Annotated in this window: 13 protein-coding genes and 1 pseudogene; 8 read left to right on the top strand and 6 right to left on the bottom strand. The window is 42.2% G+C overall.

The window, feature by feature from the left end; all coding sequences use genetic code 11:
* Position 1: 1 nt before the first annotated feature.
* The 8 genes and pseudogenes from IEY67_RS10970 (at position 2) to mobA (ending at position 7260) form a co-directional block, all read left to right on the top strand.
* Entirely contained in the window at positions 2–193 is a 192-nt protein-coding gene (locus IEY67_RS10970; protein WP_182423189.1) for a Sec-independent protein translocase subunit TatA/TatB, read from the top strand.
* Positions 194–242: 49 nt separating this feature from the next.
* Positions 243–992 (top strand): twin-arginine translocase subunit TatC, encoded by a 750-nt coding sequence (tatC, locus tag IEY67_RS10965; protein ID WP_183671516.1) that lies wholly within the window; start codon positions 243–245, stop codon positions 990–992.
* A gap of 2 nt (positions 993–994) precedes the next feature.
* The gene (locus tag IEY67_RS10960) at positions 995–1834 is read left to right on the top strand and encodes an RteC domain-containing protein (protein ID WP_122348859.1); all 840 of its coding nucleotides are present in this window, start codon (positions 995–997) and stop codon (positions 1832–1834) included.
* A gap of 469 nt (positions 1835–2303) precedes the next feature.
* Positions 2304–2582: a hypothetical protein gene (locus IEY67_RS10955; protein WP_183671517.1), complete on the top strand. Its 279-nt coding sequence runs from the start codon at positions 2304–2306 to the stop codon at positions 2580–2582.
* Positions 2583–2613: 31 nt separating this feature from the next.
* On the top strand, positions 2614–3624 hold the full coding sequence (locus tag IEY67_RS10950; protein WP_183671518.1) for a fusion protein: 1011 nt from the start codon (positions 2614–2616) through the stop codon (positions 3622–3624).
* 82 nt (positions 3625–3706) lie between these two features.
* Positions 3707–5644 (top strand): ParB/RepB/Spo0J family partition protein, encoded by a 1938-nt coding sequence (locus tag IEY67_RS10945; RefSeq protein WP_183671519.1) that lies wholly within the window; start codon positions 3707–3709, stop codon positions 5642–5644.
* A 125-nt stretch (positions 5645–5769) separates the two neighbouring features.
* Positions 5770–6009 carry a hypothetical protein gene (locus IEY67_RS10940; protein WP_122355098.1) on the top strand — a complete coding sequence of 80 codons (240 nt, stop codon included), beginning with the start codon at positions 5770–5772 and terminating at the stop codon, positions 6007–6009.
* Positions 6010–6825: 816 nt separating this feature from the next.
* Positions 6826–7260 (top strand): annotated as a pseudogene (gene mobA, locus IEY67_RS25150) (conjugal transfer protein MobA).
* Between the two features lie 497 nt (positions 7261–7757).
* Here the strand turns inward: mobA and IEY67_RS10925 are convergent.
* From IEY67_RS10925 to IEY67_RS10900, 6 genes are all read right to left on the bottom strand, one after another.
* Positions 7758–7895, bottom strand: a complete 138-nt coding sequence (locus IEY67_RS10925; RefSeq protein ID WP_183671521.1) for a hypothetical protein — start codon at positions 7893–7895, stop codon at positions 7758–7760.
* 93 nt (positions 7896–7988) lie between these two features.
* Positions 7989–8273: a hypothetical protein gene (locus IEY67_RS10920; protein WP_183671522.1), complete on the bottom strand. Its 285-nt coding sequence runs from the start codon at positions 8271–8273 to the stop codon at positions 7989–7991.
* On the bottom strand, positions 8270–8983 hold the full coding sequence (locus IEY67_RS10915) for a hypothetical protein (protein WP_183671523.1): 714 nt from the start codon (positions 8981–8983) through the stop codon (positions 8270–8272). The genes IEY67_RS10920 and IEY67_RS10915 overlap by 4 nt, the downstream gene beginning before the upstream one ends.
* A gap of 12 nt (positions 8984–8995) precedes the next feature.
* Entirely contained in the window at positions 8996–9376 is a 381-nt protein-coding gene (locus IEY67_RS10910; RefSeq protein ID WP_229801032.1) for a type II CBASS E2 protein, read from the bottom strand.
* A 19-nt stretch (positions 9377–9395) separates the two neighbouring features.
* Positions 9396–10622: a nucleotidyltransferase domain-containing protein gene (locus IEY67_RS10905; protein ID WP_183671525.1), complete on the bottom strand. Its 1227-nt coding sequence runs from the start codon at positions 10620–10622 to the stop codon at positions 9396–9398.
* 6 nt (positions 10623–10628) lie between these two features.
* Positions 10629–11756 (bottom strand): SAVED domain-containing protein, encoded by a 1128-nt coding sequence (locus IEY67_RS10900; protein WP_183671526.1) that lies wholly within the window; start codon positions 11754–11756, stop codon positions 10629–10631.
* Between the last annotated feature and the right edge of the window lie 7 nt (positions 11757–11763).

The following is an 11763-nucleotide window of genomic DNA, read 5'->3' as shown; positions in this document are numbered from 1 at the left end:
GATGATGACACCACTATTTATCGGCGGTATCGGTATGCAGGAAGTGCTACTGATCGTATTGGTAGTATTGCTGTTTTTCGGCGGCAAAAAAATCCCCGAACTAATGAAGGGAATCGGTAAGGGCGTGCGTTCCTTCAAAGAGGGGATGAACAGCGTGGAAAAAGAGATTGAGGATACCGAGCAAAAGAAATAACCGATGGTAACGGGGACGCACACACAATCTTTGCTGGGAACATTTAGATGTGCTGCGGGTGGCAATCGTGAAGATTGTCGCCGTAGCCGTCGTGTTCGGCATCGCGGCGTTCTGTTTCAAGGAAGAATTGTTCGCCATCGTACTTGCACCGAAAGACGACGGATTCGTTACCTACCGGCTGCTCGACCGCATGGCGGTATGGGCGGGAGGTGCGGTGGAACCGTTTTCCGTACGGCTTATCAATACGGGGCTGGCGCAGCAGTTCATCATCCACATGAAGACAGCCCTATGTGCCGGAGTACTGTGCGCTTCGCCTTATATTCTCTACCAGTTGTTCCGGTTCGTTTCCCCGGCACTCTATGATAATGAACGACGATATGTAGTGCGGATGGTCGGAGGCGGTTATGCGATGTTCTCTCTGGGGGTACTCGTCAGCGACTTTTTGATCTTTCCGCTGACATTCCGCTTTTTAGGAACTTATCAGGTGAGCGGCGAGGTGGATAATCTGATCGCACTCGATTCGTATATCTCGACACTTGTAATGATGTGTCTTGCAATGGGCATTGTTTTCGATATTCCGATACTATCGTGGCTGTTCACCAAGTTGGGGTTTCTTTCAGCGGATTTCATGCGCCACTATCGGAAACACGCCGTCGTGATTGTTCTCGTAATCGCTGCGGTTATTACCCCGACATCGGACGTGTTCACGCTCTCGCTGGTTGCATTGCCGATGTGGGTATTGTATGAGATTAGCATTTTGATTGTAAAACAGTCTAAACATCATAAAGTTCTAAATTAGAAATGAATGAGTTTATCAATAATCTCGAAAAAGAGATTGAAAAGAAATTGAAGAAAATCGAGTCCGCAGACTTGAATATCATGAAGAAATCTCTTGAAGCCTCACAAGTATTGGCTAATGCTTTTCAACAGGTAAAAGAGTTTATAGGTTCCTATACATTCAAAGATGAAGCGGAAGAAATAGAATTCTTCAAAGAAATAAAACCTCGTTTGTTTTACCGATTGCTTTACTATCGTAAGGTCTATAATATCGAAATGAATCGTCCGGTAGGAGTAGATTCACAGCGGGCTTATCTGATTGATGAAATCAAGGCTATCAATCGTTACAACACAAAACGCTCGGATTTCGTGCGTTATTACCGTTCAGGCTTGACGCATTTGGATTCAATCTACTATTTGCGAGGACGTATCGACACGGCTCTTTATCTGGAATCGTTCCATTACGAACGTGATCCGATGTTTTCTACTAATTGTGATTTCAAGGTCGCCAGGCTGAAAGCTAACGAGATGTTGATGGTATATCTGAATAAGGAACTTGAAGCATTGGAAAATCGCCGGTTAGAACAATCTTTACCTCGCGTCCGTATCACGTGGGTTGCGACAAAAACAGAACTTTATGAACAGATTTACGCTTGGGATAGCCGTAAAGTCTTTGGTGATATTCCTTTGGCAAAACTTTTTAACTATATCCAGACCGTTTTTAATATTGAATTGGACTCTAACCATTCACGCACATTCAGCGATATGCGTATCCGTAATAATAAGACACCTTTCTTGGATTCATTGAAAGAAGCATTAACCAAACGGATGCAAAGCTGGACACAAGGGCATAAAAAGAAATAATAACCTAAGACTTTAAATCAAGTAGGTCTGGGTATTTCAGCCCAAACCTCTCACATAACCATACGTGAAAGTCTTCCCTTATACAATAACTCTCATCCAAATGGTTTCAATCGGTTGGGTTTAACACCATGTTGCGAATGGTCATATACTGATTGAGACGATAGCAATCCTCTCGAATCTTGCAGTATTTCCTTATCTCTTTTTCCTCATATAACAATTTCCTCATTTTTATTATCCCGTCATGACTTCCCCTTGCATGGTTCAGGGTGCGAAGCTACGGCCGGGGCCCCTAAAAATCTGCAAGGCCGCTTTGCGCCCTACGGGTTTTGGCGAAAATTTTTCAATCCGTCCAGCGGGGCGGTTGAAAATTTTTCACCAAAAGCCTTGCATATTTTCTCCCCGTCCGTATCTGCCCCCTGAAACGAGCAAGGTGAAGCCACCGACAAGGCATAAAAAAAAAGTCAATGTTATGAAAAAGAGAACAGAAATACAGCAAGATTTGAAACGAGGCTTCGGCTCCGCTCCAACTGGCATAAAAATTTTGGTGAAGTGGTTGCTGGTCGGCTTCGGTGCGTATGTGGCGGTGCGTTTCGTGTGTGCCTTTGTCGGTGGTGTGGCGACGGTTTTAGGCGGTATTCTGCCCACGTTGGTAGTTTTGGCGGTGGTGGTTTTCCTCATCCGTGCCGTGTGGCGCATTCTTTCCGCTATCCTTCTCCTTTTCATCATCCTTTTTTGCGTGATACTCTGAAACGAAATATTAATCATTAAAACAACTCATTATGAACAAAGTACATTTATTGGGAGCGAACAGAAGCTATGACAGAGACGAACAGACCGTTTCAGTCAATCAAGTGGTAATGCTGGAAGGTTACAGCTACGACAGCTATGTAGTGTATGAAATAAGCCGCAGCCAGTGGGGAATAACCTATCATCTTATCAATTTGCGGACACACGAGTTTCATACTTCCGACCTTATCCGGCCCTTGTCGGAAAAATTCGGGATAGGCATGTATTATGACGATGCGAACCCCAAATTTTTGGATCCGTTGGAAACAGCCGCCCTGCTTACCAAAGCGAGGGAGAAGAAAACGGAGGATGACAGAAAAGCGGAGGAAGAACGGCAGAGGAACGAACACACCGCAAAAATCGGAGCGGAACGCTTGCGCCCCCTTATCCCTTCGGACGCGAAAGCCGCCATTATCGGTGAACTACGGGTGAGCGAGTGTGACAGCTATACGGACTACTACGACTACCGTATAGAAAGAACCGTGATTTTGGGCTTTTCCACGCATACACGAAACCTCTTTTCCGAAATGCGCAAATATGCCGCCAATTTTGAGGGAACGGCTTATCTGGCAGGGAACGACAAGGAGTACGAACACCGTGAAAATTACAGCATGGGGGACGGCATGTATTTGGGACGTAACAAGTACAGCGGTTGGACGATTTCAAAAGAGCGGATTTACGACCTTGAAAAGTTTATCGAACGATATGCCCACACCGCAGGGGATAAAGCTAACATTTGTCTGAAAGCACCGCAAGGGGAAACCGAAGCACAGCCGACAACATCCACAGACCTCTCAACGCTCAATCTTGAAATTGTGGAATACAGCGAAAAGGCGATAGCCGTATTCGGGGACACCAAGCCGATAAAGGACGTTTTGAAAGGCTTGAACGGTCTGTTCCGTGCGAACCTTACCTATAACGGTGAAAGGCGTGCAGGATGGATATACAGCAGGAAGCAGGAACAGAAAGTACGTGAGACACTCGCAACGTATGCCAACGTATAGAGACGTAAAAGGCAGGGCGGAACAAACCGCCCTGCCTATCGAAAGTAATTCAATCAATATCAACCCATTAAAATTTATAGTTATGAAAACGAACAAGAATGCACGGAAGAACAACAAAGTTCAGAAATCAGAGAAAGAAACGGCAGTAAAGGTAACCGCTTTGGCAATCATCCCCAAGCCAATGACGTTAATCTGTGGGCAGGACATACCCACAACTGCCGGAGTGACGGAAGCACCCGAAACGGCAACCGTTCCCACCGTTGTGGAAGAAATACCGCAGCAAGCCACGCCTAAGACACCGCTTGCAACGGCAACGGCTGAAATAGACCTTGACATCACAGCCGTACACCCAAGTGCGGACAACCACCGCAAGACGTTCAATGACACATCCTTGCAGGAACTTGCGGACAGCATTCGGGAAGTGGGAGTCTTGCAGGCCATTGCCGTACGTCCACGCACGGCAGGCGGTTACGAAATCATCTACGGCGAACGCCGCTACCGTGCCTCACTGCTTGCAGGAGCAAAGACGATAAAGGCAACCATATACGACCATATAACGGACGATGAAGTGGAGGACATGTCACTAAGCGAGAACTTACAGCGTGAGCAGGTACGCCCCACCGAGGAAGCGAGAGCCTTCAAACGCCTGCTTGAAAAGGGCAGGTACGACATGTACTCACTCGTCAGCCGCTTCGGACGGAGCGAGAAATATATCTATACACGTTTGAAACTGAACGAATTGTATGCGCCTGTCGGTGAACTGCTGGATAACGGGACAATCACCGTCAGCGTGGCCGAGGAAATAAGCACCTATGAAGCCAACATCCAAAAGGACGTGTACGAGAGCCATCTGAAGCAGGGCAATAGGGACGATTGGAGCGGTTATACGCTCAATCTGTTCAAGAAACATTTTGAGAAATACTACACAACCGACCTTGAACAATACAAGTTCGACAAGACGGAATGCAAGGCGTGTGCACACAACGCAGCCAACTACAACCTTTTTGCCGAACATAACGGGTGCGGACATTGTACCAACCGCAAATGTCTGGAAGCCAAGAACGCAGCGCATGTGGCAAAGGAAACGGAGAAACTGTTGAAATCCGACCCGAAGCTGGTAATCGCCCGACCTTATTACGGAAGCCGTAACGACACGGCACTCCAAAAATTGGACAAGAAAGGGCATGAAATCAAAGAACTCGACTATAACGTATCGGCAAGGGAATTTCCCAAAGCACCCGAAGCACCGCAAAAGGAGCAGTTCTCCGAACCGACAGAGTATGAACAAGCGGTACAGACCTTTGAACAGAAAAACGAGGAATACGCCCGAAAGGTGGAAGAACTCAACCGTAAAAGGGAGGAGGGCAGGATAAAGACCTACGTCAAAGTGGGACAGACAGAACCCGAACTTTGCTATGTGGAGATAAACAGGAAGGAAACCGCCCCCGTCACCATTGAGACATTGCAGGAGCGGGACAAGCGTTTCAAACAACTCTCCACCGAGAAGATTGTTGCCGATACGAAAAAGATAGTCCGTGAGAATGACTATCCCGAAAGTCCGTTTACGCAGTATGAGGACGGAATGCTTTATTTCATCATGCTGACCAAACTGCAAAGGAAGCATTATCCGCTTTGCGGCATCAAGGACCAGCCGATGCCGTTGGACGAGAAACAGCGGATGAAGATTGTAGCCAAACTGACGGACGCACAAAGGACGGTCATCAAACGCGATTTCATCATCCACTCCCTCTGCGAGGGCGGTTACGGAGACAATAACGCATCCAAGCTCTTGAGGGACTTCGCAAACATGCACTTCCCCGACCAGTACGGACTTGCCAAAGCCACCCACGAGGAAGAATATCAGAAAAGGCACGAACGTTTGGGAGAGAGGATAAAGGAGATGAAGAAAGCGGAAAAGGCGGCAGCACAAAAAGCCGAAGCGCAGCCGACTGAAGAAAAGCAGGAGAGGAAACTCACCGGAACGAAAAAAGGGAACGCAGGAAGTGATAAGGCGGCCTAAAATGCAAATAAAGCCATGCCGGAAATAAAATCCGGTATGGTTTTTCTTTTCAAAAATGACAAGACGGACAAGGGCGTATGACCCCACCCACACCGCCACCGTAATCACCAAATAATTGTAACCGTATGAAATATATAAGAATCTCCCCGAATGTGGAATACTCCACAGACATGGATTTTTTCCTTGAGAACCAGATACTCTGTATCGTGGACGAGGAAGGCACGAAGTTTTGCAGTCTGATAGAAAACAGACTGTTCATGCGTTCCAAGAACCGCCGCATCAGCAAACGGATGCAGGAGTACATCATGCGTGAAATCCATAGTGACATCTGCCGTCTGTGCTATGGCGGAGAACCGGTGGACTGACCTGCCACACCCCACACCTGATAAGTGACCGTATTAAAAAGTCGGGCCGTCCTTATGGGATTGCCCGACTTTTAATATTCTTACGCAGTTGAATAGAATATCAAGAAAGTTATAAGATTAGAAATGGTTGAATGATAACATATAAGAGCAACCTTTATCTGTTTAGTCAGGCAGACAGGTCTCTGTCCACTTATCTGTTTTGTTTTATAGCTATTTAGCTACAAAGCTATCTGTCTATTCAGCTATATAGCTATTTAGCTATCCGGTTGTCTATGTAAGCATCCGTTTAATAATCTGTGCTCCTATTCATCTATCCGAGTATCTGTTTGTCTATATATCATTATATATGTATGGCTGTATAAGCGGATAGGCAGCCTTATGAACGCTTGCCTGAAAACATACTTAATCGAATAGCTCTTCAAAAAGAAAACTACCCGAACATTTATTCGGATAACCGTTTTTTCATCTATCCGAATAAGTAGCCGAATGACTATCCGGCTGCAAATAAACCTCAAGAGAGCTATTCATAATTCCAAAGTCATTTATTGGCGGTTGTTGGCGGGAACCGCCATAATGCTCGGACAGAAAAAACTATCTACCTTTGTCGCCGGGAGAGCGCAGCCCGTTCTCGAAAGAGAACGTAAGACAAATGCTTCAGACCCTTAATCCGGCCCGACCGGATTTTAATATGCGTCAGCATATAGCGAGGTGTACTTTGAGGCCCTCACTTGAAGTTCAGGCCCTCAAAGTCTCGCCCGAAAGACCTTTCGGGGACGGCGGTTCTCCCAAGTCGAACCTTTTAAAAATATTCATGTCATGAAGAAAAGAATGCTTGTAAGAAACAAAGCGGGACACAAAGTGCTCGCTGACCCACGGGTGCATCGCCACTCTGTGCGGTTGAGCAGTGAGGAAAATGAAAAATTCCTCACGATGTTTGAACAATCGGGTATGAAGAACAAGGCCGAATTTATCTTCGCCCGCATCTTCGGCTGAGAGTTCAAGGTGGTGAAGATTGACAAGGAAGCTCAGGAGTATTACGCCCAGCTTACCGCTTTCTATCAGCAATTCCGCAGGATAGGAAATAACTATAACCAATGTGTAAAGATCATCCATACCATTTACGGGGAGAAGAAATCGCTTGCATTTCTCTATAAACTCGCCGAAGAAACCCGTAAGCTGGAAGAAATATGCAGGCAGGTTATTGAACTTACAAAACGGTACGAAAAGGAGTATCTTACTAAAAAGGAATAATGTTCATGGTGCTGAATATCATATCGGGCAGTTTCTCCTACGGGGTGGCTGCCTATAATAAAAAAGGAGGATGACGGTACGGTAAAGGTCTTATGATATCCGAAAATAGCGGTGGACACTTCCAGTAATGTGCGAATTGAGTGCAGACTTTCAAACCTTACGTTGCACTCAATTCGCACATTAGTAAGCCGGTCATTCATATCTCATTGAATCTTTCCCAGAAGGATATTCTTACAAAAAAGCGGATGCCTATATACAAATGGCACTGGTTGTGGAAACTAATAAATTATGTAAAGTCTAAGTTACTAATCAGTGATAAATAGTGATATATCAATATCTATGGTCAGATATACTTTCCATTATATTCATATTGATATGAAGCAGGTCCACAGATGTACACAAGTTTTATGAGATAGTTCAATTTAATGTCTATGGAAAGATGGTAAATATTAAAAGAGCGTAGGTTCAAAAACTCTCTACGCTCTTTGCTTTTCTGCTTATTTTCTCTTTCCATCTTTTTCTCTTTGAGAAAGTGCACTTTCTGCGGCGGTTTTGCTTGTGGCACTTACCCGTCCGTCTCTTAATGCTTTTGAAGTGGCACTAGCAGCTGCTTTACCAGTAACTTTTTTAGCCATTACCTTAAAGTTTTATTTCCAATCCAAATAATGCAGGTTGATTTCTGTCGAAAATTGTTCTTAAATAGCGAATTTCCTTATACCTGTTTAATATTAAAACAATGCAGCCCAGCTAGGAATTTTCTTGGCTAATTTAATCGCTGAAGTACCTAAACTTTTTATTTTCGATATAAGTTGGGCTTGTGCCAAATTATCTTTGGAGGCTTTCTCTACAACTTCCACTAATGCTTGATAGGTTTGCATACTGTTTGATGCAGGTACGATTGCATTAATTTCCTCCTTTGATAATCCTTTTAACTGTCTTAGTTCAGCACTATACATGCCGTTAAACACTGCATCTGCATTGGCAAATGATTCAGAAAATCTGTTTGTTTTCATTTTGTTATTTTATTGGTTAATTCTTTGATTTTATTTGTTATATCTTCGATTTGCTGTTGGGCTTTGTCACTTTTAATGTTAATCTTTTCCCCTTTATCAAGAATCATATCTACAAAACTTGACAACTCGACCAATTGATTGGTAACTGTAGTATCTAAACCATTAAGACCAGCAATGGAAAGTGCTTCGTTTTGGCTTTCTTTGACTTTACGAACTGATACAAGATAAGCAGTTAGAGTTGTATTGGCATATATCGTATTTTGATAGGATTGGTCTATTGCACTCAATACTTCTCTTTCTTGCTGTAGTATCGGAGAAAGCAATTCATCTTTTTTCGCATTTATTTGTTGATTCGCTGCCTCTTGAAATTCCAACATAACATTCAAGGCTTCTTCCGTCTCATCTTTACCACCTTTTTTCCCGGCATTTTCTATAATTCCGTATATCGACGATTCACTTCTTTTATACTTATTCAGCTCTATTTCTAAAACATGATGGATGATAAACGGAGCATACACATCGTCGATGAAAGCATTTATGTTATGCTTTATTCCGTTATAATACAGTTGTACCATATTACGCTGAGAATTATGCAAAATTTGCAAATCCGAGCCTATCGTTTTCGACAGGGTTACGGTTTCTTTGGGTATTGAGGCACACGACACCAGCAATAACAAAGAAAAAATAACAGCTAAAATTTTATTATTCATATTTTTATAGTTTTAATGTATTCCACCACCATGCCAAATACCTGTGGCAACCCAGATTTCATAATGAAGTAACCATTCACTTGTCCAAGGAATAATTGTATCTGCAATAAATTGAGACTCATCCCATTCTTTTGCCCTTTTATAATATATACACAGGTGTTGTTTTTCTGTGTTATACACATGCTTAAGTCTCGTTTCCCCTTTGGCTAATGTCAAAGGTTTTGGAGCTAAAACATAGACATTAGGATGGCTTTCCCGGTGGTAAACAACTTTAATAAGATATCTGGGACTCAAGTAGGTGGGTTGTATGTAGCCTTTCCAAACAAGAGTATTTGACCTGATTGAATACTTAGAATCAGGGAAGTAAGACTGAAGTTTAAGAGCTTGTATCATTAGTGAAATTTCTTGTCTTTTAATCATTACCATGAAAATTATGTGCAGCAGCGGTAACGCTACCAGCTGTACTAAGAATCCCTGTACCTGTTGCCATTTTTAATACTCCATTTTCCCGAAGATTAAAATTTTTCCTGCCTAATTCTGAAAAAATTTTTGTTACAATTTTTTCGCCAAATGGCTTTCCCATAGATTCAGAAATATTATACAATCCCCGTTGTTGAATTATAGTTTGAATGTCTTGTTCAACCTGATTGAGCCACTTATAAAAGTTCTTTTCTCGCTGTGGATGTTCTACCCATTTGTCTGCAAAGTTCTCTTCAGGATTCACCGGATTTGGAATCCATTTAACAGTTCTGCCTATGCTTGAGTCATAGCGACTCTCAATATAATTCGGCATATTGATAATCACATTCGTCAATGCATCTATGATAGACGTTTCTTTATTGTATGCCCTTGAAGCTAAAGTTGTAATAATAATGGATATAGGTTTATCTTCATCTCCGTTAAACATTATATCACGATGTCTTTTCAGAATTTGAATAACCCGCTGAAGCGGTAACTTCTCTTTATTATATTTCGGAACAGGACTTACAGCTTCTGCCAACATTATAGATTTATGTAATGAGACAACATTAGCTGCATTGAAAAACCATCGACCATAACCGAATGGGTTGCTTTTCATCCAGTTTTCAGCAATTGTATCGGTGTAATAGTTGTTTTGTTTATTGTCTGTTATACGTATTGCCAATGATTCGTAATCTTTCTCCAATTCCGTATCTGAAAAGGCTTTTTCAAATACAATATTATATCCACTGCAAACAAGGCTTGGAAGTATATCCATATGATAATTGGCACTATCAGAATACATCAACGTCCAACATCTTCGCCCTTCTCTGTCAAGCATATTCTTGTAAGTCTCATTTGCTTTAAGTCTATTTCCGATCACTTGTTTGAGATGATATTGTGTCCACTGTGGATTTTTTCCCGTCAGTTCACATACTAAGTCAATATCCAAATCATCATCTTCACAAATAGGTTTGATCATTGTTCCAAGCAAGAATGAGCCTTGCGGGCGAATGACCGGTTTATATGGAGCAAGCGATGATTCGGGCTTTGCCAGCCATTCTCCTACTGCACCATAACTACTAACTGCGGTGTTATATTGGGTTTCTGTGATGTCCAATGTTTCGCCGAGTGTTTCTAAAATTTCACTGAATTGTTTTTTTTCTTCTTGTGTCAGCATATCTGTTTATTCTATTGTTATTGTCTTGTAAAAATCGTTTTTTAACTTATTCGCATCATAGATTATCATAGGCATATCAACTTTGGGCATCCACACTCTACCCAATTCAATAGATGCCGATACTGGCATAGCTGGAAAAACATGTAATTCCGTACAACCATGATGGAATTTGATTTTGTTAAAAGCATTTCTAACCGTACGACGAAAATCAGATAATAATGCTTCTGTTTTTAAGAAATCATTGTTAGGTGTACCACATATTGTGATTTCCCATATACTTGTATTTTTTCCAAGAGCCTTTTGTATTCTATCATGTGTCACTGTTGCACTCAAACTAAATACGAGTACGGGAATCTTCGTTTTATTAGCAGGTTCATTTAGAACATATTCTATATCATTGGATATCATCGACTGCCACTTCCACGTAGAAGGTTCCCTGTGTTTTTGATATACTTTTACATCATTCAAATCGTTCAATAAAACTCCCAATTTTATAAGTAGCGGCTGCGGTGCGAGTGCAAATACAGAATAATGATCGGTATTTCCTTGCATCAATCGTGGCTTTATTTGTAGCTTAAACTGTTCACAAAGATTAGCTTCTTCTATCACCCAATAAGTATCAGTGTCATCCGTAAACGGCACATTCTTCATTCTTAATTCTATGGCATTATCGCTTGCCGGGTAATAATCATATAACAATGCTTCACATGCAGATTGGTAAGATAAGGGAGAATTGTTGCTCCCTATATTCGCTCCATATAAGATTATTTCACTGGACATATTGGGGACTATGTCCGTTATTCGTCTAATACGTTCTTCATGTTGATGTTTCATAACTAATAACCGGGATTCAGGGTGTCCTTCTATGTCCACCTTATCTATTAAATTATGATGCTCATTACATAATAACATCAAATTGCTTATGTCATCACAAAGTAGTTTGGAACGTACAGTATCACCTCTTGGGCCATCTGGTTTATCCGCTACTATGTGGGCAATATAGGCACTATTGTATTTCTTTTTTGTCAATATATCTGTGTACAATATCCTATTACATCCTTCATATTCACATCTCCCACCAGAGACTGCCCATAGGAGATTCTGTTTTTTAGTAGTAATGCTTGTTACGCTCATTCTGTAT

The organism is Parabacteroides faecis, from assembly GCF_014647375.1.
Taxonomy (GTDB): Bacteria; Bacteroidota; Bacteroidia; order Bacteroidales; family Tannerellaceae; genus Parabacteroides; species Parabacteroides faecis.
This window is presented reverse-complemented; position numbering and strand designations above follow the sequence as displayed.